Genomic DNA, 20636 nt, shown 5'->3' on the forward strand with positions numbered 1-20636 from the left:
AAAAACAAAAAATACTCCTTTATAGCTAGAAAGCGGAACCCTAAATAATTATAAGGAAAATCCTGGATAATAGCGTTCAGGTCGAAAGGGCGGTTCCGTTCGGGGGCCAGTAGCACACGGTTTGACCACTGTCGTCTTAAGATCACAAATCAGAAATTCTTCCCCCCGGAAGGAACGGGTTTCTCTACACTCCAGGTAATATTCACTGGAGGCATGACATCATGGCGAACACCATCACGGCTGATGACATTCGGGAACACTTTTCGCAGGCTATGTCGGCGATGTACCAGCAGGAAGTTCCGCAGTACGGCACCTTGCTCGAACTGGTTGCGGACGTAAACCTGGCGGTTCTGGAAAATAATCCACTATTACATGAACAACTGGCTAACGCCGATGAGCTTGCGCGCCTGAACGTTGAGCGTCACGGGGCGATCCGCGTCGGCACGGCACAGGAACTTTCAACCCTGCGCCGTATGTTTGCCATTATGGGCATGTACCCGGTCAGCTATTACGATCTCTCTCAGGCGGGGGTACCGGTCCACTCAACGGCGTTTCGCCCGATCGATGATGCGGCGCTGTGTCGAAATCCGTTTCGTATCTTTACCTCGCTGCTGCGCCTTGAGCTGATTGAAAACGTCGCGCTGCGCGAACGTGCCGCAGAGATCCTCTCTCACCGGAACATCTTTACCCCCCGCTGTCTGGAACTGATCGACCTCCACGAGTCGGAAGGGCACTTTACTGACGCACAGGCCCACGAGTTTGTACAGGAAGCGTTGGAAACCTTCCGCTGGCACCGCCATGCGACGGTCGATCAGGAGACCTATCTGGCCCTGAGCAACGAGCATCGCCTGATTGCCGACGTGGTCTGCTTCCCGGGCTGCCATATTAATCACCTCACGCCGCGCACGCTGGATATTGACCGGGTGCAGGAGCTGATGCCGAAGTACGGTATCGAGCCAAAAATTCTGATTGAAGGCCCGCCGCGTCGCGAGGTGCCCGTCTTACTGCGTCAAACCAGCTTTAAGGCACTGGAAGAGCCGGTGCTGTTTGCCGGGGAACATAAGGGCACCCACACCGCGCGCTTCGGTGAGATTGAGCAGCGCGGCGTGGCGCTGACGCCGAAAGGCCGGGAACTGTACGATAGCCTTCTCGCCCAGGCCGGTACCGGCAAAGATAACCTCACGCACCAGCTGCATTTGCGGGAGATCTTTGGCGCTTTCCCGGACAGCGAGCTGTTAATGCGCCGTCAGGAGCTGGCGTATTTCCGCTACCGTCTGACGCCTGCGGGTGAAGCGCATCGCCACGCGTTCCGGCCGGGAGACGATCCGCAGCCGCTGATTGAGCGCGGATGGGTGGTTGCCCAGCCGATCACCTACGAAGATTTCCTCCCGGTCAGCGCTGCGGGGATTTTCCAGTCTAATCTCGGGAACGAAACCCAGGCCCGCAGCCACGGTAACGCCAGCCGCGATGCGTTTGAAGACGCGCTGGGCTGTCCGGTGTATGACGAGTTTGCGCTCTATCAGGAGGCTGAAACCCGCAGCAAACAGCGTTGCGGTTTGTTCTGAAATCGTTACTCTGCTGGGGTGTGATGGAAAAAATAAGGTCGTTATGCAAAATCCTTCCGCCCCTGTGGTTGAAACGCGCCAGGGCGCACTGTCTGGTTTAACCGATGAAAATGTCCACGTCTGGTACGGTATTCCCTACGCCGCACCGCCCGTGGGGGAGTGGCGCTGGCGCTCTCCTCGACCGCCTGAACGCTGGGATGGCCTGCGCGAGGCTACGGCTTTCTCGCCCTCAAGCTGGCAAAGCAGCGAGTATTGTCAGGAGTTAGGCGGCGGCGATCCGGGCCAGTTTTCCGAAGATTGTCTCTACCTTAACGTCTGGTCCCCCAAAGAGCGCACCGGGGCGCTTCCGGTTATGGTCTGGCTGCACGGGGGTGGGTTTACGATTGGTGCCGGAGGCCTGCCGCCGTATAACGGCAAAGCGCTGGCCACGCGCGGCGTGGTTGTCGTGACGATCAACTACCGTCTCGGTCATCTCGGCTTTTTCGCCCATCCCGCGCTGGAAGGCGAGGAAGGGCGCGTGGTGCATAATTTTGCCCTGCTGGATCAAATCGCCGCCCTCGAATGGGTGCGGGAGAACATCGCCGGGTTTGGCGGCGATCCAGACAATGTGATCCTGTTTGGTGAATCTGCCGGCGCGCGCAGCGTGCTCTCTCTGCTGGCCTCGCCGCTGGCAGCAGGATTATTCCATAAGGCGATAGTGCAAAGCGGATACACCTTGCCGGACACGCCGCGTGAACAGGCGCTGCAAAAAGGGGAGGCGCTGGCCGCCCATTTTGGCCTGGAGAAGGCGACTGCTGAGCAGCTGCGCGCCATTCCGCCGGAGGCGTTCTGGCCGTTAACCGCACCGCTGAACGTCGCCCCGGCGCCCATCGTCGGGGATTGCGTTCTGCCCGAAGCCATGCTGGACGTCTTTTTTGCCGCCCGTCAGCATCCCGTGCCGGTGATGATTGGCTCCAACAGCGATGAAGCCAGCGTGATGGCGGTGTTTGGCATCGATCTCGCGGGGCAAATTCAGAAGCTTCGCCGGGAGCGTCGCTTCGGGCTGGGGCTGATTAAGCTGCTCTATCCGGGCGTGAAAGGGGATGAAGAGTTGGGCAGACAGGTGTGCCGCGACATGGCGTTCACCACGATGGGCTATGTGGTGATGCAGGCTCAGCAGCGCGTGGGTGGATTGTGCTGGCGTTACTGGTTTGACTATGTCGCCGAGGCGGAACATGGCACGTATATCAACGGCGCCTGGCACGGCAACGAAGTGCCCTACGTCTTCGATACCCTCGGCCAGGTGGAGCCTTCACGCCAGTATGTCAACGAACGGGATCTGCAGTTTGCAGCCCAGGTGGCGGATTACTGGGTGAGCTTCGCGCGATACGCAGGGCTTCGCGACACCCTGCCCGGGCCGACGCACTGGCCCGCGTGTCGCAAAGGGCGGGACGTTCTGTTACGCATTGGTGTGAATAAACATGCAGCTTTCAGGCTTGAAAACCGCTTTATGCGTGCCCGCATGAGCCTCTTCAAACGGGTGATGAAGCACCACGTCAGCCTCGATTAAGCAAACAGGCGCGAAACGCCGCCAGTCCATTTTCCTCGCCTGGCGTTTCGCGCAGCACCAGCCGGTAGCTTGCGCCGGTTTTTATGCTGGTTTCATAGGGCCGTAGCAGCCTTCCCGCGCGGACATCTTCTTCCACCAGCGTTTCGTCGGCGATGGCAACGCCCAGCCCCTGAATGGCGGCCGTAATGGCGAGATCCATCGTGTCGAAGTGTTGATTTTTGTGCATGACAAAGCCCGGACCTTCCTGTTTCGTCAGCCACAGCGACCAGTCTGTCTTATCCCTTGTGGGGTGCAGGAACGTCAGCGAGCCCAGCGCTGCTCCTGCCCGCACCGGGCTTATCACCGGGGTGAGCGCCTCCTCAAACAGCAGATCGCCTGCGCTCATGTGCGTGCCGAACACGATGGCCGCGTCGTAAGATTCGGTTTTGAAATTGACGTTGTGATCGGTGGTGGTGGTCAGCGCAATTTGCAGATCCGGATGCTCGCGCTCCACCTCCAGCAGGCGCGGCACCAGCCAGCGCATGGCGCAGGTGGGGGCCTTGAGCCGGATCACGGTGTGCTGGCTGCGGGCCTGGTCGGCCACGGACAGCAGCTGCTCGAAAGCGGACTGCAGCTCCGGAAGCAGAGCGCTGCCCTGCGGTGAGAGGCGCAGCCCGCGCGCGTGGCGTTCAAAAAGCGGAAAGCCAAACCACGCCTCAAGGGAGGCAATCTTGCGGCTCACGGCCCCCTGCGTCAGACACAGTTCTGCGGCGGCATGGGTCAGATTCAGGTGACGCGCGGTGACTAAAAATGCGTCGATGGCGTTAAGCGGGAGCGAACGGCGCGACATGGAAAATCCTCAGCTATGCATTTTTCTCATGGCTATTATGACAACAATTCGATTGTCCCGACAGCACAGATGTTGTTTGAATAGTTATGCAATGTCCATGAGAAGGGAAAGAGGATGACTTTACGAACGCCTGTGCAAACGCGCTCCAAACTGCCCGATGTGGGCACCACCATTTTTACCGTTATCGGCCAGCTCTCGGCGCAGCATAACGCGATTAACCTTTCTCAGGGCGCACCGAATTTTTCCTGCGACCCGAAGCTGATTGCGGGCGTCACCCGCGCAATGGAGGCGGGGCATAACCAGTATGCGTCAATGACCGGCCTGCAGCCGCTAAAAGAACGTATTGCCGATAAAATTGCCACGCTCTACGGCACGCGGTATGACCCTGCCAGCGAGGTGCTGGTGACCGCCAGCGCCAGCGAAGGGCTCTATTCGGCAATAAGCGGGCTGGTGCATCCAGGTGATGAGGTGATCTACTTTGAGCCGTCATTTGATAGCTACGCGCCGATTGTCCGTCTGCAGGGGGCAACGCCGATTGCCATCAAGCTCACCGTGCCGGATTTTGCCGTCAACTGGGATGAGGTTCGCGCCGCGATCACCCCGCGCACGCGCATGATTATCATCAATACGCCGCACAACCCGAGCGGTCAGGTTTTCTCCGCCAATGACCTGCAGCAGCTGGCGGCCCTGACGCGCAATACCGACATCATTATTTTGTCTGACGAAGTGTACGAACACGTCGTTTTTGACAATGAACCGCACCACGGGATGGCCACGCACCCGCAGCTGGCGGAGCGTAGCGTAATTATTTCCTCTTTCGGAAAAACCTATCACGTCACCGGGTGGCGCGTGGGTTACTGTGTTGCCCCGGCGGTACTGATGGACGAGATTTGTAAAGTCCATCAATTTTTAATGTTTTCTGCCGATACGCCAATGCAGCACGCGTTTGCTGAGCATATGGTCGACCCGCAAACCTGGCTGTCGCTGTCGGCGTTTTACCAGCGTAAGCGCGATCTGCTGCACAGCCTGCTGGCCGATTCGCCGTTTACGCTGCTGCCGAGTGCCGGATCGTTCTTCATGCTGGCGGACTACAGCCAGTTCAGCGACGAGCGCGACAGCGAGCTGGTGAAACGGCTGATCGTCGAGTACGGTGTTGCCACCATTCCGCTGTCGGCGTTTTATGCGGACGGTACGGATAATAAATTGATTCGTCTCTCTTTTGCGAAAGATGAGGCGACGTTACGGGCAGGTGCCCAGGCCCTGTGTCGGGTTAAACCACGCTAAGGAGTATGAGATGAAATTACGCGCGCTAGTTGTCGGCATGGGATTGCTGTGTACCTTTTCCTCCTTCGCGGCGTCCGAGCTGCGTTACGGTCTGGAAGCAGAGTATCCGCCGTTTGAAAGCCGCAATGCGGCAGGCGAGCTGGAAGGGTTTGACGTTGAGCTGGGGAATGCCATCTGCAAAGCGGCAGCGCTGAAGTGCAGCTGGGTGGAAACCTCGTTTGATGCGCTGATCCCGGGGCTGGTGGCGAAGAAATTCGACGCCATCAACTCGGCGATGAACATTACCGAGCAGCGCCGCAAGAGCATTGATTTTACCCAGCCAATTTATCGTATTCCGTCACAGCTGGTCGGCAAGGCCGGTACGGCGGTTGAGGCGACGCCCGAAGGGCTGAAGGGCAAAACCATCGGCGTGCTGCAGGGCTCCATTCAGGAAACCTATGCCAAAGAGCACTGGGAAAAGCAGGGTGTCACCGTGGTGTCTTATAAAGATCAGAATATGGCCTGGGGCGATCTGCTGAATGGCCGTATCGACGCCTCGCTGGTCATGTCCGCGGCCGGGCAGGCAGGTTTCCTCAGCAAGCCGCAGGGAAAAGGGTTTGGCTTCATCGGCAAACCGGTGTCTGACGACACTATCCTCGGCAGTGGGATCGGCTTTGGGTTGCGTAAGGGTGACGAGGCTACCAAAAAGCAGCTTGATGCCGCAATTGATAAAGTTCGTGCCGACGGCACGATCGCTAAACTCGCTGATAAGTACTTCCCGGGTATCGATGTCAGCGTAAAATAACCGCCTCATTCGCCCCGTCAGCTGATGTCCTGACGGGGCATTTTTATACACATTTCCAGGCTTTCTTTACACCACTTTCGGGCCGTTCTGGTCGACAGAAAATATTTCTCACTTTGTTCATATAATCACCGGCCAACAATTGGATTCTTAACCATTTTTGTTTAGGCTGTGCGTTCTTTCTTGCCGTCATTTCGCCGAGCGCGGAACACATTCACACGACCATAAGGACGTTTTTCCAGGCATGAATCGCAGACGTTTTCTAAAAGGCTCGCTGGCAGTGGCAGCCCTGAGCGGCACATCCGGCCTTGCTTCCCTGTTTTCCAAAGCGGCATATGCTGCCGACTCTGACATTGCTGACGGCCAGAGCCGTCGTTTTGACTTCTCCGTACTGCAATCCATGGCGCATGACCTGGCGAAAACCCCGTGGGGTGGCGCGCCGCGTCCGCTGCCGGAGACGCTGGCGACGATGACGCCGCAGGCGTACAACGCTATCCGCTACGATGAAAAACAGTCACTGTGGAACAACATTGAAGGGCGTCAGCTGGACGTGCAGTTCTTCCATATGGGGATGGGGTTCCGTCGCCGCGTGCGGATGTTCTCGCTGGACCAGTCCACCGCTATGGCGCGCGAGATCCACTTCCGCCCGGAGCTGTTCAGCTACGGCGAAACGGGTGTGGATACCAAACAGCTGGAAGGGCAAAGCGATCTCGGCTTTGCGGGCTTCCGCGCCTTTAAGGCCCCTGAACTGGCGCGTCGCGATATCGTCTCTTTCCTGGGCGCGAGCTATTTCCGCGCAGTGGATGACACTTACCAGTACGGCCTTTCCGCCCGCGGCCTGGCGGTAGATACCTTTACCGACACGCCGGAAGAGTTCCCGGACTTTACCTCCTTCTGGTTTGAGACCGTCAAGCCCGGCGACACGACCTTTACCGTCTATACGCTGCTGGATAGCCCGAGCATCACCGGTGCCTATAAATTCGTGATCCACTGCGAGAAGAGCCAGGTGATCATGGAGGTGGAAAACCACCTCTACGCGCGTAAGGACATCAAGCAGCTCGGCATCGCACCGATGACCAGCATGTTCAGCTGCGGCAATAACGAACGCCGCATGTGTGACACTATTCACCCGCAAATCCATGACTCCGACCGCCTGGCGATGTGGCGCGGCAACGGGGAGTGGATTTGTCGTCCGCTGAACAACCCGCAGAAGCTGCAGTTCAACGCCTATATGGACAAAAACCCGAAAGGGTTCGGCCTGCTGCAGCTCGATCGCGATTTCTCGCACTATCAGGACGTGATGGGCTGGTATAACAAACGCCCAAGCCTGTGGGTTGAACCGCGTAACGACTGGGGTAAAGGCGCGGTTGGCCTGATGGAGATCCCGACCACCGGCGAAACGCTGGATAACGTGGTCTGCTTCTGGCAGCCGGAAAAAGCGGTGAAAGCGGGCGACGAGCTGGACTTCAAATATCGCCTCTACTGGAGCGCGATGCCGCCGGTGCGCTCCCCGCTGGCCAACGTCTATGCCACCCGTACCGGCATGGGCGGTTTCCCGGAAGGCTGGGCACCGGGCGAAAACTACCCGAAAGTGTGGGCCCGTCGCTTTGCCATCGACTTCGTCGGCGGCGACCTGAAGGCCGCTGCGCCAAAAGGCATCGAGCCGGTGATTACGCTCTCCAGCGGCGAAGCGAAGCAGGTGGAGATCCTCTACGTTGAGCCGTTTGACGGCTATCGCATTCTGTTTGACTGGTACCCGACGTCGGATTCGACGGAGCCGGTGGATATGCGCCTGTTCCTGCGCTGCCAGGGAGATGCTATCAGCGAAACCTGGCTGTACCAGTATTTCCCGCCAGCGCCGGATAAACGTCAGTATGTTGATGATAGGGTGATGCGTTAACCCTTGTGCCGGGTGGCGGCTTCGCCTTACCCGGCCTGTGTTTCGATACTGTAGGCCGGGTAAGCGCTAGCGCCACCCGGCAATTGAGAGGCACCATGTCTTCAGAAATCATTCCCGTTTCACAACACATCGAACTGCGTTCCGTCGAAGAACATTACGCCACCGACCTGCACAATCTCGTCGTCAAAAACAAAACCTTTCTGCAAACCGCCTTTGACTGGGCGCAGCACGTGGGCAGCGAAGAGGATACCCGCCGTAACGTGCAGAGTAATCAGATGCTGCACCAGCGCGGCTACGCCAAAATGTTTATGATCTTCAAGGATGGCGCGCTGGTTGGCGTGCTGTCGTTCAACACGATTGAACCGACCAACAAAACTGGCTACATCGGCTACTGGCTGGATGAAGCCCACCAGGGGCAGGGCATTCTCTCCCGGTCTCTGCAGGCATTTATGCGCTACTACGTCGAACGCGGTGAGATCCGCCGTTTTGTGATCAAGTGTCGGGTGGCGAATCAGCACAGCAACAGCGTTGCCGTGCGCAACGGTTTTACGCTGGAAGGGTGCCTGCGGGAAGCGGAATACCTGAATGGCCGCTTTGACGATGTGAATATCTACGGCAGGATCTGTACCCTATAACGCCCCCAGCAGCGGCGTGCGGGTGATGCGCTGTTCGCCGTTAATCACTTTTTCGCCGCGCAGGTGAATGCTCTCGCCGGCAAACGCTTCAATGACCGCGTTATCGGTGATTTCAACCCGGTGTTCGATAAGCACATCTCCGCTGATGCGCGCGCGCCCCTGGATCACCACTTTATCATCCAGCATGATCGGCCCGCCGCGCAGCCAGGCCTGACCGCCAATCAGGACGTGATGCTTGATGACGCAGTTGCCTTCGACCACGGCATTCTCCGCAATCTGCGAGCTGTAGCGCACCGTGGGGATAGCATCGTCGTCAAACCCGGCTATCACGCGGGCGTTACCATAGACTTTTGCGCAGTCGCACACCCAGACGTTGTTCAGATCGTTACCCTCGAGGATCGCGTTGTCAAAGACCTCGGCCCGGTGTTCAACAAAGGCAAAATTGACCATCGCCTCGCCGTAGATTTGCGCCTGGTGCACAATCCGCGACTGGCTCACCGTCGCCTTGTCGTAGATTTGCAGGATCTGTTCATGGTCCGGCGTCAGCCCTTTGGCAGCAATCACCACGCTGTGATGCAGCACGCGCGCTTCGCCGTAGATATGACACTCGCCCCGTACGCAGGACTGCTGAATGGTGACGTTGTCACTTATGCGCGCCCCGTGGCTGACCTCCGCGCCGTCCAGCCAGCAGCTGTCGCCGATATGCGCGTCATGGCTGATGATGCATGGAAGGGTAAGGCGCGCGTTGCCGGACACGGTTGCACCCGCGAACACCACGCTGTTTTCGTCGTAGATCCAGCAGTCGCCGTCCTGCGCGAGGGCGTGCTCATCGTCAATCCAGCCGCCTTTCGTGCCGGCCGTCACGTCGTTAAAGTCCGCCGTCGCGACGATCTGCCGCAACGTCACAGAGTGGGTGGTTTCGCCGTTTTTCCATTGCCAGAGGCGGGTTTCATCGCTGAGCCGGTATTTTTTCATCGTTTGATCTCTGGTATGCGTCTTCACTAAACGTAGCAAATTTTTCGGTTTTAGAACGGCTGGCAACCAGACGGTAAACGCCTTAAAATGGCATGTAAAATGCACTTTAACTTTATGCGAACGCAGGAAAAACAATGACCGTCGATGAGAATTACTTCACAGAGAAATATGGCTTAACCCGTACCCATTCAGAGGTGCTGTACAGCGCGGAGATTGTGAAGCCCGGTAAAACGCTCGATCTGGGCTGCGGCAACGGCCGTAACAGCCTGTACCTTGCGGCCAACGGGTACGACGTGACCGCATGGGACAAAAACCCGATGAGCATCGATACTATCGAGCGCATCAAGGCGGAAGAAGGGATCGCTAATCTGCATACCGCGATTAAGGATCTGAACAACCTGAGCTTTGACGGCGAGTACGATTTTATTCTCTCCACCGTGGTGCTGATGTTCCTGGAGGCAAAAACCATCCCGGGCCTTATTGCCAACATGCAGCGCTGCACGACGCCGGGGGGTTACAACCTGATCGTTGCCGCCATGGATACGGCGGATTACCCGTGCACCGTCGGCTTCCCGTTTGCGTTTAAAAGCGGTGAGCTGAGCAACTACTACGAAGGCTGGGAGTTGCTCAAATACAACGAAGACGTTGGCGAACTGCACCGTACCGATGAAAACGGCAACCGCATCAAGCTGCGCTTTGCCACAATGCTGGCGCGCAAGCCCGCTTAACGGGCGGCCAGCAGGCAGATCTGCAGCGCAGTCTTGTAAGACGCCTCGAACGACGACAGCGGCAGGAATTCAAACTTCGAGTGGAAGTTATGCGCCCCGGTGAAGAAGTTCGGGGTGAGTAGCCCTTTAGCCGAGAGCGCCGCGCCGTCGGTGCCGCCGCGCATCGGCGTTGGTTTTGGCGTAATGCCGAGCGATTCCATTGCCTCGAACATCAGATCGATGGCGCGCCGGTCTTCGCCAATCGCATTGCTGATATTGCTGTAGGTATCTTCAATGCGATAGTCCACTCTGGCCGTTGGATGTTGGGCGGCAATCAGCGCGGCCACGTCGGCAATCTGCTGCTTGCGCGCGGCAAAGCTGTCCTTGTCAAAGTCGCGGATATTGGCCTTAAGAACGGCCTCGTTCTGTCCGGCCTGAATGCCGTTAAACCAGATATAGCCTTCACGCCCCTCGGTGCACTCCGGCGTTTGCTGGCGGTCAAAATGGCTAATGTAATCAGTCGCCATCAGCAGGGGATTCACCAGCACGCCTTTGGCGGACATCGGGTGCGCCGTCACGCCGGTAAAACGGATTTCCGCGGCTGCCGCATTAAAGTTCTCGTAGACAATTTCCCCCAGCTCGCAGCAGTCGATGGTCCAGGCAAAGTCGACGTCAAAGCGCGTAAGATCCAGCGCCTTGGCACCGTTCAGGCCGATCTCTTCGTCAGGCACAAACGCCACGACGATATCGCCATGCCGATGCTCCGCCGTCAGGTTTTCCAGCACCGTCATGACCACCGTGACCGCCGATTTATTATCCGCGCCCAATACGCTGGTTCCGTCGCTGAAAATAATCTCCTCATTTGGATAAGCCAGAATTTCAGGATGCTCTTTAACCCGCAGCCAGATGTCTTTCTCTTTATTCAGACAGAGATCTTCACCGGTAAAGGTTAATATTTGTGGATGAATATCCGGTGACAGTCCCACGTCGACGGTATCGATATGGGTAATAAAGCCGATGCGCGGCGCACCGGGCACGTTGCCTTTTTTAACCGCCGTCACCGTGGCGAATTCATCAATCACAATATCGTCTAACCCCATTTGTGCCAGCTCCTGCGCCAGCTCCCGCGCCATGTCGTGCTGGCCCGGCGTTGAGGGCAGGGTTTTGACTCTGGGATCGCTCTGGCTGGTGATCGCGAGATAGCGGAAAAAACGGTGCGTTAATTGTCTGGAAAGCGGCGAGCCCATAGTGATTTATTCCTTATTTATTTTTCAGGTGTTTGCCACATCACTTTAATGTTATTTATGAAATGGCAAAAGAATTAATTAGCCGTCGAATTAAAAAGACAGGAATAAATGATGAAAAGCAAACTCACAACTATAGCGCTGGCACTCGCTGCACTCACGGTCAGTTCCGCCGTTGCCGCGAAAACGCTGGTGTATTGCTCCGAAGGATCGCCGGAAAACTTTAATCCTCAATTATACACCTCGGGAACCAGCGTGGACGCCAGCGCCGTGCCGGTCTATAACCGGCTGGTCGATTTCAAACCCGGTACCACGGAGCTGGTGCCGAGCCTGGCAGAGCGCTGGGAGGTGAGCGACGACGGCAAGGTTTATACCTTCCATCTGCGTAAAGGCGTGAAGTTCCAGAGCAATAAATCCTTTACGCCGACCCGCGACTTTAACGCCGACGACGTGATTTTCTCGTTTATGCGGCAGAAAGACGTGAACCATCCCTACCACAACGTCTCTAACGGCAGCTACTCCAACTTCGAAAGCCTGGAGTTTGGCAGCCTGATAACCAGCATTGATAAAGTCGATGACCATACCGTGCGTTTTACCCTGGCGCACCCGGAAGCGCCGTTTGTCGCCGATCTGGCCTGGTATTTTGCCTCAATCCTTTCAGCGGAGTATGCCGACGCGATGCTGAAAGCGGGCACGCCGGAGAAGGTGGATATGGAGCCCATCGGCACCGGGCCGTTTAAGCTGGCGCAGTATCAGAAGGATTCCCGGATCCTGTACACGGCGTTTGCCGACTACTGGCAGGGGAAATCGAAGCTGGACAGGCTGGTGTTCAGCATCACCCCGGATGCCTCCGTGCGTTTTGCCAAAATTGAGAAGAACGAATGTCAGGTGATGCCGTTCCCGAATCCGGCCGATCTGCCGCGCATGAAGGCCAACAAAGACATTAATCTGATGAGTAAGGCGGGGCTGAATACCGGCTTCCTGGCGTTCAACACGCAGAAGCCGCCGCTGGATAACGTGAAGGTCCGTCAGGCGCTGGCGATGGCCATCAACAAACCGGCGATTATTGATGCGGTATTCCACGGTACCGGAACCGTGGCGAAGAATCTGCTGCCGCCGGGCGTCTGGAGCGCCGACAGCGAGCTTAAGGATTACGACTACGATCCTGAAAAGGCGAAAGCGCTGCTGAAAGAGGCCGGTTTTGCCAGTGGCGTGAGCGTCGACCTGTGGGCGATGCCGGTGCAGCGTCCGTACAATCCGAATGCGAAACGCATGGCGGAGATGATTCAGGCGGACTGGGCGAAAATTGGCGTACAGACCAAAATCGTCACCTACGAATGGGGTGAATACCTTAAGCGCGTGAAGGGCGGAGAACATCAGGCCGCGCTGATGGGCTGGACGACCGCAACGGGCGATCCCGATAACTTCTTTGGTCCGCTGTTTACCTGTACCTCGGCAAACGGCGGCTCAAATTCGGCGAAATGGTGCTATAAACCCTTTGATAAAATTATTGCGGAAGCAAAATCAACGACCGATCGCGATAAACGCGTGGCGCTGTATAAAGAGGCTCAGCAGATTATGCATGACCAGATGCCCGCGGTGATGATTGCGCATTCAACCATTTTCGAACCGGTGCGCAAGGAGGTGACGGGCTATGAAATCGACCCGTTTGGCAAACATCTGTTCTGGCAACTGGATATAAATCAGTAATTTTTCACTGCCCGGCGCGCCTCCGGGCAGTCTTTTTGCAATTTGTGCTCACCGCATCATTTTTTGTCACAACAAACCCGCCAGTCTTTTGCTATAACTTCAAATGCATACTTGCAGATAACATGGAAAACTATCATGCGTACTCAAACTTTTTTTAAAGTTGCAGTGCTTACTGGTCTGTTGGCGTTAGCGGGCTGTTCTTCAAAAGTCGCCGCCCCGGAACAATACTCAGGCTATTTAAAAAACTATTCTGGCTTGAAGGAAACCACGTCAGCAACGGGCAAACCAACATTGCGTTGGGTTGACCCGTCATATAACGAAGCCAATTATGACAGTATCGTCTGGAATCCGATTACGTATTATCCCGTTCCAAAACCAACTACGCAGATTGGTCAAAAAACGCTGGATGAGTTGCTGAGTTATACCAATAACAAAATGAAAACCGCGATTGGCCAGCGTAAACCTATCGTCACGACGCCAGGGCCGCGCAGCCTGATTTTCCGCGGTGCGATTACCGGGGTAAGCTCGAAGAAAGAAGGTCTGCAATTCTATGAAGTGGTGCCTGTTGCGCTGGTTGTAGCGGGTACGCAAATGGCGACGGGTCACCGTACAATGGATACCCACCTGTACTTTGAAGGTGAGTTAATTGATGCGAAAACCGGCAAGCCGGTCATTAAAGTGGTTCGTAAAGGCGAAGGTAAAGAGCTGAATAACGAAAGCACACCAATGACCTTTGCAACGCTGAAGCAGGTTGTTGATGACATGGCGACGGATGCCACCATGTTTGATGTGAAAAAGACTGCAAAATAAAATAAAACGGCCTGCGTAATGCAGGCCTTTTTATTTACGCCATCCGTAAGCGTCTGAACCAGGTTTCCGGTTTGGTAAACATCACCATATTTCCTCCCAGAATCAGCACTAACCCCACGATACCGTTGATATGCCAGACGTAGCCTTCATACACCGTGGAGATGGAGAGCGCCACCAGCGGGAAGAGCAGCGTGCTATAGGCCGCTTTGCCCGGTCCAATGCGTCCCACCAGCGTGAAGTAGGCACCAAAAGCAATCACCGAGCCAAACAGAGCCAGATACACCAGCGCGCCGAGATAGCTCACCGTCCATTCCGGCACAAAGCTATCGCCTCTGAACAGGGCAATGCAGCCCATCACCAGCGTACCGTAGAGCATCGCCCAGGCGTTGGTGGTCATGGTTTCAAGGCCTCTGCGCTGATGACGCATGCTGATCATATTGCCCAGCGAGAAGCCGTAGGTACCGAGTGCGGAAAGCCCAATCCCGGTCAGGAGTGACGCGCTCCAGCCGCTGGCCAGCAGATCGTCCCAGAAGAGGGTGATGATCCCAACCAGCCCCAGTGCCGCCGCCGTCCAGAAACGCGCGGGCGGGCGCTGCCCGAAGAAAATAAAACTGTTAATGGCGTTATAGAGCACGGCCATAGAGAAGATCACCGATTCCAGCCCGGTGTTGATATGCGAGGCTGCGGTGTAAAAACACCAGAAGTTAAAGCAGAAAACGCAGCATCCCTGGAGTATGCAATATAGGTGATCCCGCAGCGCCAGCGTGCGCAGGCGGCGCAGGGCGATTAACACCATCATCATCGTGAGGCTGGCGACGGCGAAACGCCAGAAAATAGAGACGGGTGCCGCCACGGGACCCTGCTGCAGGAAAATGGCAATCCAGGTGGTTCCCCAGATGACCACCACCAGTCCATAGAGTAATGCGTTCATATTTTTCTCTTCTCAAACCCCGAAAGCACGCAGTATGGCGCTGAGATGCGTAACGGGCTTTCACCGGCTTGCGGGTGACTTGCAAAATCTTGCGCTTTTTTCTTCCGAGGGGACTGGCAACGAGAGACAACTCTTCTTAGACTGAGATTCCGGTCAATCACGCGCTAACGGTTATGTCTCACGCTTACGATACCTTTGAAACGCTTTGCCAACAGAATGCGGTCCTGCGGGAAACCGTCTCGCTGAATTCGGGTATTCAGCTGGCAGCGTGGTACAACAAGCACGATACGATAACGGTAAAAAGCAACCATCATACCCTCAGCCTGTACGTAGCTGACGGCTACGAAAGCTATCAAAAAACGCCGGGCGGCTGGAAGAACGGCGGGGGTCCGGACCGTTTCTGTTTGATGCCCAAAGAGAGCGAATCGACGTGGGATATCCGTGATGACCTGTCGTTTGTGCATCTCTACTGCACCGATGAACACCTGCGCGACGTAGGGGAAAAAATCTGGGACAAGCGCCCGCTATCGCTGACCCTGGACGAGCGCATTTTTGGTAGCGATCCGAAGATTACCACGCTGTATCGCCAGTTTTTACTGGGCTGCGACTGGCAGCAGCACGCCAACCAGCTCACCCTGAGCACGGCCTCCACGCTGCTGCTGACCCATCTGCTGCAAAACTACTCAAACGTGCAGTGGAAGCTGCCGGTTGTCACGGGAGGGTTGTCGCCGTTTGTGCTGCGCAACGTCCTCGCCTTTATCGAAGAGAATCTCGGGCAGCCCCTGACGCTGGCCGAACTGGCGGCGCAGGCTGCCCTCAGCGAATACCATTTTGCACGCATGTTCCGCCAGTCGACGGGGCTGGCGCCGCATCAGTACGTGATGCAGAGGCGAATGGATAAAGCGAAAGCCCTCGTCCAGCACACCTCGACGCCGCTGACGGAGATTGCACTTGCCTGCGGGTTTAACTCCGCCAGCCACTTCAGCAACCGCTTTCGCAGCGCGACGGGCATGACGCCTTCGCAGCTACGCGCGGCGAGCGCGTGAAAACAGGGCGTAGCACACCCCGCCCAAGACCAGCCCCCAGAATGCCGAACCGATGCCCAGGATTGTGACGCCGCTCGCGGTCATCAGGAATGTAACGATGGCCGCATCGCGCTCCGCTTCGTGGCTTAATGCCTGATATAAACTCCCGCTGATGGTGCCCAGCAGCGCCAGACCGGCGAGCGTCTGGATCCAGCTAAGCGGCAGCGCGGCCATCAGCCCGGTAATGGAGCCGCCGAAAATCCCCGCCAGCAGATAAAACCCTCCGGCTGCGATGGCCGCCAGCCAGCGTTTATCGGCATCCGGGTGCGCATCCGGGCTTTGACAAATAGCGGCAGTAATGGCCGCAATGCAGATAGAAAAGACGCCAAACGGAGAAAACAGCAGCGCCAGTCCACCCGTGACGATGATGAGCGGTGAGACCGCCAGCGGGTAACCGGAGGCCTTCATCGTGGCGAAACCAGGCGCATTTTGCGAGGCCATGGTCACCAGGAAGAAGGGCACGCCAATACTCACCAGGCTTGTGAAGGTGAAGGCGGGTGCAATAAACTCAGGCATCACCAGAGAAAGCGTGATCTTATCGGTGACAACGTCACCTCCCGCCCAGGCCACAATACCGCCGACCAGCAGCGTAACGACGATGGCATAGCGAGGAGCCAGCGCTTTTGCGATCAGCCACGCCGCAATCATGCTGCCGCACAGCAGAAAGTGCCCTTCGAGATGCGCAAACGCGTGCAGGCCAAACTGCAGCAATACCCCCGCCAGCATGGCGGCAGCAAGCGAATGGGGGATCAGCTTCATCAGACGGGCGAAGAGCCCGGTAATGCCGCAGAGCAAAATAAGCGCGTTCGCAAAGATGAACACGCCGATGGTTTCCGCCAGCGTGACGCCGTGCAGGCTGGTGGCGAGCAGCGCCGCGCCGGGCGTCGACCAGGCGGTCAGGACCGGCGCCTTGTACCACCAGGAAAGCGCCAGCGTGCTGACGCCCATCCCAATTCCCAGCGCGGTCATCCAGCCCGCAATCTGCTGTGCGCTGGCGCCTGCCGCAGCGGCAGCCTGCCAGATGATGGCGGCAGAGCTGGCGTAACCGACCAGCACGGCGACAAATCCAGCCAGTGCGACTGGAACAAGGTGAGAGGAAGGGCGCATGAAAACTCCGTTGTGCGTTATAGCGTCCGGGATAAGGTAGCACTGTGCGCTATAGCGTACAAGTGGTATGCTGGTCGTCACCAGGAGGGAACATGGACATCACACGACATCTTGCAACCACATTGAAAACGCTGCGCCAGGCGCGCGGCTGGAGTTTGTCGAAGCTCGCAGACGAGACCGGCGTGTCAAAGGCCATGCTCGGGCAAATCGAGCGCAATGAATCCAGCCCGACGGTGTCGACGCTGTGGAAAATTGCCACGGGACTGAACGTTCCGTTTTCCGCCTTCATCACGCCGGAGGCGGACCAGCAGGCGGTATTTGACCCCCAGCAGCAGGCGATGGTCGTCAAGCCGCTTTTTCCGTGGGACGAGACGCTCAGATTTGATTATTTCTCCATTACCCTGGCACCCGGCGCGCTGAGTGAATCCACGCCGCATGAGGCCGGAGTGATTGAACATGTGGTGGTGGTCAGCGGCGAGCTGGAGATGAAGCTTGACGGCAAGTGGCAGACGATTTCTGCCGATTCGGGCGTCCGTTTTGCCGGCGATAAACCGCACGCCTACCGCAACAGCAGCGACCGGACGGTGCATTTTCACTCCCTGATTCATTATCCCCGCTGAGGCTACGCAAAACTGTTTCGCTGACGCATACTTCTGACTACAATAGCCGCCATTTTGACCATAACGGATAACGACGAAGTATGCGCCTGCAATCCCATCATCTTGAACTTTTAAGCCCGGCCCGCGACGCCGCCATAGCCCGTGAAGCGATCCTTCATGGCGCTGACGCCGTCTACATTGGCGGCCCTGGCTTCGGTGCCCGACATAACGCCAGCAACAGCCTGAGCGATATTGCTGAACTGGTGCCGTTCGCCCACCGTTTCGGGGCGAAAGTGTTCGTGACCCTGAACACCATTCTTCATGATGATGAGCTGGAGCCTGCGCAACGTCTGATTACCGATCTCTACCAGTCCGGGGTGGACGCCCTGATTGTTCAGGATATGGGCGTGCTTGAGCTGGATATTCCGCCCATTGAACTGCATGCCAGTACCCAGTGTGATATCCGTACGGTCGAGAAGGCGAAATTTCTCTCCGACGTCGGCTTTTCACAGATCGTCCTCGCGCGCGAGCTGAATCTGAATCAGATCCGCGATATTCATCAGGCGACAGACGCGACGATCGAGTTCTTTATCCACGGCGCGCTGTGCGTGGCCTATTCCGGTCAGTGCAATATTTCCCACGCCCAGACGGGCCGCAGCGCCAACCGCGGCGACTGCTCTCAGGCCTGCCGTCTGCCGTATACCCTGAAAGACGATCAGGGCCGCGTCGTGGCGTTCGAAAAACACCTGCTCTCTATGAAGGATAACGATCAGACTGCCAACCTGGGCGCGCTGATCGACGCGGGCGTGCGTTCCTTCAAGATTGAAGGGCGCTATAAAGATATGAGCTACGTGAAGAACATCACCGCGCACTATCGCCAGATGCTGGACGCCATTATTGAGGATCGCGGTGACCTGGCGCGCGCGTCGGCCGGCCGCACCGAGCATTTCTTTATTCCGTCGACGGACAAAACGTTCCACCGCGGCAGCACGGACTATTTCGTGAATGCCCGTAAAGGGGATATCGGCGCGTTTGACTCACCGAAGTTTATCGGTTTACCGGTCGGCGAAGTGCTGAAAGTGGCGAAAGATCACCTTGATGTTGCAGTGACGGAGCCGCTGGCGAACGGCGATGGCCTTAACGTGATGATTAAGCGCGAAGTCGTGGGCTTCCGTGCGAATACGGTCGAGAAAACCGGCGAGAACCGCTACCGCGTATGGCCGAATGAAATGCCGGCCGATCTCTACAAGGCGCGACCGAACGCGGCGCTTAACCGTAACCTCGATCATAACTGGCAGCAGGCGCTGCTGAAAACCTCCAGCGAACGCCGTATCGCCGTGGATATTGAGCTGGGCGGCTGGGAAGAGCAGCTGATTCTGACCATGACCTGTGAAGACGGTATCAGCGTGACGCATACGCTCGATGGTCTTTTCGAGGTGGCAAACAACGCGGAAAAAGCGCTTAACAGCCTGAAGGATGGCGTGGCGAAGCTGGGCCAGACGATTTACTACGCCCGAGCTATCGACGTGAATCTGCCGGACGCGCTGTTCGTGCCGAACAGCCTGCTGAACCAGTTCCGCCGCGAAACGGCAGAGATGCTGGATGCCGCGCGCCTGGCACAATATCCGCGCGGTAGCCGTAAAGCCGAAGCCGTCCCTGCGCCAGTATACCCGGACACCCATTTGTCCTTCCTCGCCAACGTTTACAACCATAAAGCACGTGAATTCTATCATCGCCACGGCGTGCAGCTGATCGACGCGGCCTATGAAGCGCATGAAGAGAAGGGCGATGTGCCGGTGATGATCACCAAGCACTGCCTCCGCTTTGCGTTTAACCTGTGTCCTAAGCAGGCGAAAGGGAACATTAAGAGCTGGAAGGCCACCCCAATGCAGCTGGTAAACGGTGACGAAGTTCTGACCCTTAAGTTCGACTGCCGTCCTTGCGAAATGCATGTGATTGGCAAGATGAAAAACCACATCTTCAAAATGCCGCAGCCCGGCAGTATTGTGGCATCCGTCAGTCCGGACGACCTGATGAAAACCCTGCCAAAACGCAAGGGCAGTTAATTACCTGACGTGCGTGTCCGGTTTGCGCGACTTCTGCCACAGGTGGTGTTCGCGCAAACCCTCCGCCGACTCTTCCGCAGCGCTTCGCAACTCATCGCTGTCGGCTTCATGACGAAGCTGATGCGCCACGTTCTTTACCCATAAATATTCATGTCCTTTGTGCCCGGCCATAAGCTGGCCTGAAAACAGCGCACAAATAAGCATTATGAAAGATAACCCTTTTTTAATCATGGATTCTCCGCTGAAAAACAATGCCGGATAATCATGTCGATTATTTCCTGGTGTTATTATTTAAAAATTAAAATTAGCGAAAAGAAAATGTCAAATAATGTGGGTTCGGAATAGTGGTTAGGATATTTCCTAAAAGTCATCCTAATCTTTGTAAAGCTCCATTTCTGGACCACAATTGGATGTTTGCATTAAGGATTAATCTTATATAATAGTTATCTTGGGCTAAGGAACAGGTCATTTATAAATGAAAAAAATAGTAGCGCTTGCGCTTCTGGCGGCGGCTGTTGTAGCCGTTGCAGGGGTTCGTTATGCAGGTAATGACGAACCAGAATATATTCAATCTGCAGAAATTCGCGTGGGTTCCTATTTAACCAGCGACTATGGTGGCGTTGCCTGCACCAGCAAAAAAGTGAACGATCAGCGTTGGGAATTAGATTGCACTCATCAGGCAAGAGGAAAAACATTCCAGTTCGCGGTGTATCCCTCTGAAAAAGCACCTTATGGTGTCGCACGCTCCTTTTATCTTGAAGCCATTAACGATGACGCAAAACAGAGCGCTGAACAGGGGCTTATGCGTTATTTGCAGATCAATACCCATGCAGGTTAATAAGACTGTTTAACCTTCGTT

General features: G+C 56.4%; 19 protein-coding genes. 13 read left to right on the forward strand and 6 right to left on the reverse strand.

Annotated elements, in window-relative coordinates; all coding sequences use genetic code 11:
* Positions 1 to 221 precede the first annotated feature (221 nt).
* Positions 222 to 1565: a 2-oxoadipate dioxygenase/decarboxylase HglS gene (gene hglS, locus AC0TN7_RS22535; protein WP_473702478.1), complete on the forward strand. Its 1344-nt coding sequence runs from the start codon at positions 222 to 224 to the stop codon at positions 1563 to 1565.
* Positions 1566 to 1608: 43 nt separating this feature from the next.
* The gene (locus AC0TN7_RS22540) at positions 1609 to 3114 is read left to right on the forward strand and encodes a carboxylesterase/lipase family protein (RefSeq protein WP_473702479.1); all 1506 of its coding nucleotides are present in this window, start codon (positions 1609 to 1611) and stop codon (positions 3112 to 3114) included.
* Here the strand turns inward: AC0TN7_RS22540 and AC0TN7_RS22545 are convergent.
* A complete protein-coding gene (locus AC0TN7_RS22545; RefSeq protein ID WP_024908419.1) occupies positions 3101 to 3943 on the reverse strand; it encodes a LysR family transcriptional regulator in 843 nt (280 codons plus the stop codon). The genes AC0TN7_RS22540 and AC0TN7_RS22545 overlap by 14 nt on opposite strands.
* A 114-nt stretch (positions 3944 to 4057) precedes the next feature.
* Between AC0TN7_RS22545 and AC0TN7_RS22550 the strand changes: the two genes are divergently transcribed.
* The 4 genes from AC0TN7_RS22550 to rimL all read left to right on the forward strand — a co-directional run bounded on the left by AC0TN7_RS22550 (position 4058) and on the right by rimL (position 8543).
* Positions 4058 to 5227 carry a pyridoxal phosphate-dependent aminotransferase gene (locus AC0TN7_RS22550; RefSeq protein WP_417927369.1) on the forward strand — a complete coding sequence of 390 codons (1170 nt, stop codon included), beginning with the start codon at positions 4058 to 4060 and terminating at the stop codon, positions 5225 to 5227.
* 10 nt (positions 5228 to 5237) lie between these two features.
* Positions 5238 to 6011, forward strand: coding sequence for a transporter substrate-binding domain-containing protein (locus AC0TN7_RS22555; protein WP_021242531.1), 774 nt, complete (start codon positions 5238 to 5240; stop codon positions 6009 to 6011).
* A gap of 241 nt (positions 6012 to 6252) precedes the next feature.
* Positions 6253 to 7908, forward strand: coding sequence for a glucan biosynthesis protein D (locus tag AC0TN7_RS22560; protein WP_126533895.1), 1656 nt, complete (start codon positions 6253 to 6255; stop codon positions 7906 to 7908).
* Positions 7909 to 8003: 95 nt separating this feature from the next.
* Positions 8004 to 8543 carry a 50S ribosomal protein L7/L12-serine acetyltransferase gene (rimL, locus tag AC0TN7_RS22565; RefSeq protein WP_024908422.1) on the forward strand — a complete coding sequence of 180 codons (540 nt, stop codon included), beginning with the start codon at positions 8004 to 8006 and terminating at the stop codon, positions 8541 to 8543.
* Here the strand turns inward: rimL and ydcK are convergent.
* Positions 8538 to 9518, reverse strand: a complete 981-nt coding sequence (gene ydcK / locus AC0TN7_RS22570; RefSeq protein ID WP_473702480.1) for a YdcK family protein — start codon at positions 9516 to 9518, stop codon at positions 8538 to 8540. The two genes, rimL and ydcK, sit on opposite strands and share 6 nt — an antisense overlap.
* Positions 9519 to 9652: 134 nt before the next feature.
* On the opposite strand from ydcK, the gene tehB reads away from it, so the two are divergent.
* Positions 9653 to 10246, forward strand: a complete 594-nt coding sequence (tehB, locus tag AC0TN7_RS22575) for a tellurite resistance methyltransferase TehB (RefSeq protein ID WP_024908424.1) — start codon at positions 9653 to 9655, stop codon at positions 10244 to 10246.
* Here the strand turns inward: tehB and pepT are convergent.
* Complete coding sequence (pepT, locus tag AC0TN7_RS22580; protein ID WP_267216487.1) at positions 10243 to 11472, reverse strand: peptidase T; 1230 nt, start codon at positions 11470 to 11472, stop codon at positions 10243 to 10245. The genes tehB and pepT overlap by 4 nt on opposite strands.
* A 111-nt stretch (positions 11473 to 11583) precedes the next feature.
* Between pepT and AC0TN7_RS22585 the strand changes: the two genes are divergently transcribed.
* Together AC0TN7_RS22585 and AC0TN7_RS22590 are read left to right on the forward strand one after the other, a co-directional pair.
* Positions 11584 to 13179 carry an ABC transporter substrate-binding protein gene (locus AC0TN7_RS22585; protein WP_370884114.1) on the forward strand — a complete coding sequence of 532 codons (1596 nt, stop codon included), beginning with the start codon at positions 11584 to 11586 and terminating at the stop codon, positions 13177 to 13179.
* A 135-nt stretch (positions 13180 to 13314) separates the two neighbouring features.
* Positions 13315 to 13989: a DUF3313 domain-containing protein gene (locus tag AC0TN7_RS22590; RefSeq protein WP_024908427.1), complete on the forward strand. Its 675-nt coding sequence runs from the start codon at positions 13315 to 13317 to the stop codon at positions 13987 to 13989.
* A gap of 34 nt (positions 13990 to 14023) precedes the next feature.
* On the opposite strand, the gene AC0TN7_RS22595 is transcribed toward AC0TN7_RS22590, so the two are convergent.
* Positions 14024 to 14920 carry a DMT family transporter gene (locus AC0TN7_RS22595; RefSeq protein WP_032647160.1) on the reverse strand — a complete coding sequence of 299 codons (897 nt, stop codon included), beginning with the start codon at positions 14918 to 14920 and terminating at the stop codon, positions 14024 to 14026.
* A gap of 173 nt (positions 14921 to 15093) precedes the next feature.
* Here AC0TN7_RS22595 and AC0TN7_RS22600 point away from each other — a divergent pair, with 173 nt between their 5' ends.
* Positions 15094 to 15966: a helix-turn-helix transcriptional regulator gene (locus AC0TN7_RS22600; protein ID WP_024908429.1), complete on the forward strand. Its 873-nt coding sequence runs from the start codon at positions 15094 to 15096 to the stop codon at positions 15964 to 15966.
* Here AC0TN7_RS22600 and AC0TN7_RS22605 read toward each other — a convergent pair.
* Positions 15946 to 17133 (reverse strand): benzoate/H(+) symporter BenE family transporter, encoded by a 1188-nt coding sequence (locus tag AC0TN7_RS22605; RefSeq protein WP_473702530.1) that lies wholly within the window; start codon positions 17131 to 17133, stop codon positions 15946 to 15948. The genes AC0TN7_RS22600 and AC0TN7_RS22605 overlap by 21 nt on opposite strands.
* 71 nt (positions 17134 to 17204) lie before the next feature.
* Between AC0TN7_RS22605 and AC0TN7_RS22610 the strand changes: the two genes are divergently transcribed.
* On the forward strand, positions 17205 to 17732 hold the full coding sequence (locus tag AC0TN7_RS22610) for a helix-turn-helix domain-containing protein (RefSeq protein ID WP_048991135.1): 528 nt from the start codon (positions 17205 to 17207) through the stop codon (positions 17730 to 17732).
* Between the two features lie 80 nt (positions 17733 to 17812).
* The gene (locus tag AC0TN7_RS22615) at positions 17813 to 19777 is read left to right on the forward strand and encodes a peptidase U32 family protein (RefSeq protein ID WP_061715162.1); all 1965 of its coding nucleotides are present in this window, start codon (positions 17813 to 17815) and stop codon (positions 19775 to 19777) included.
* Here the strand turns inward: AC0TN7_RS22615 and AC0TN7_RS22620 are convergent, their stop codons facing one another.
* Positions 19778 to 20008, reverse strand: a complete 231-nt coding sequence (locus AC0TN7_RS22620; RefSeq protein ID WP_024908433.1) for a DUF2554 family protein — start codon at positions 20006 to 20008, stop codon at positions 19778 to 19780.
* A gap of 244 nt (positions 20009 to 20252) precedes the next feature.
* Here AC0TN7_RS22620 and AC0TN7_RS22625 point away from each other — a divergent pair, with 244 nt between their 5' ends.
* Positions 20253 to 20615 (forward strand): hypothetical protein, encoded by a 363-nt coding sequence (locus tag AC0TN7_RS22625; protein ID WP_024908434.1) that lies wholly within the window; start codon positions 20253 to 20255, stop codon positions 20613 to 20615.
* The last annotated feature ends 21 nt before the right edge of the window (positions 20616 to 20636 follow it).

Source organism: Enterobacter sp. PL_is511, from assembly GCF_055816065.1.

Coding starts and splice junctions, on each gene's coding strand:
- AC0TN7_RS22610 (WP_048991135.1), top strand. CDS start 17,205: ATGGACATCACACGACATCTTGCAACCACATTGAAAACGCTGCGCCAG.
- AC0TN7_RS22555 (WP_021242531.1), top strand. CDS start 5,238: ATGAAATTACGCGCGCTAGTTGTCGGCATGGGATTGCTGTGTACCTTT.
- AC0TN7_RS22585 (WP_370884114.1), top strand. CDS start 11,584: ATGAAAAGCAAACTCACAACTATAGCGCTGGCACTCGCTGCACTCACG.
- AC0TN7_RS22560 (WP_126533895.1), top strand. CDS start 6,253: ATGAATCGCAGACGTTTTCTAAAAGGCTCGCTGGCAGTGGCAGCCCTG.
- AC0TN7_RS22600 (WP_024908429.1), top strand. CDS start 15,094: ATGTCTCACGCTTACGATACCTTTGAAACGCTTTGCCAACAGAATGCG.
- AC0TN7_RS22595 (WP_032647160.1), bottom strand. CDS start 14,920: ATGAACGCATTACTCTATGGACTGGTGGTGGTCATCTGGGGAACCACC.
- AC0TN7_RS22550 (WP_417927369.1), top strand. CDS start 4,058: ATGACTTTACGAACGCCTGTGCAAACGCGCTCCAAACTGCCCGATGTG.
- AC0TN7_RS22590 (WP_024908427.1), top strand. CDS start 13,315: ATGCGTACTCAAACTTTTTTTAAAGTTGCAGTGCTTACTGGTCTGTTG.
- AC0TN7_RS22615 (WP_061715162.1), top strand. CDS start 17,813: ATGCGCCTGCAATCCCATCATCTTGAACTTTTAAGCCCGGCCCGCGAC.
- AC0TN7_RS22625 (WP_024908434.1), top strand. CDS start 20,253: ATGAAAAAAATAGTAGCGCTTGCGCTTCTGGCGGCGGCTGTTGTAGCC.
- pepT (WP_267216487.1), bottom strand. CDS start 11,472: ATGGGCTCGCCGCTTTCCAGACAATTAACGCACCGTTTTTTCCGCTAT.
- rimL (WP_024908422.1), top strand. CDS start 8,004: ATGTCTTCAGAAATCATTCCCGTTTCACAACACATCGAACTGCGTTCC.
- AC0TN7_RS22620 (WP_024908433.1), bottom strand. CDS start 20,008: ATGATTAAAAAAGGGTTATCTTTCATAATGCTTATTTGTGCGCTGTTT.
- hglS (WP_473702478.1), top strand. CDS start 222: ATGGCGAACACCATCACGGCTGATGACATTCGGGAACACTTTTCGCAG.
- AC0TN7_RS22540 (WP_473702479.1), top strand. CDS start 1,609: ATGCAAAATCCTTCCGCCCCTGTGGTTGAAACGCGCCAGGGCGCACTG.
- ydcK (WP_473702480.1), bottom strand. CDS start 9,518: ATGAAAAAATACCGGCTCAGCGATGAAACCCGCCTCTGGCAATGGAAA.
- AC0TN7_RS22545 (WP_024908419.1), bottom strand. CDS start 3,943: ATGTCGCGCCGTTCGCTCCCGCTTAACGCCATCGACGCATTTTTAGTC.
- tehB (WP_024908424.1), top strand. CDS start 9,653: ATGACCGTCGATGAGAATTACTTCACAGAGAAATATGGCTTAACCCGT.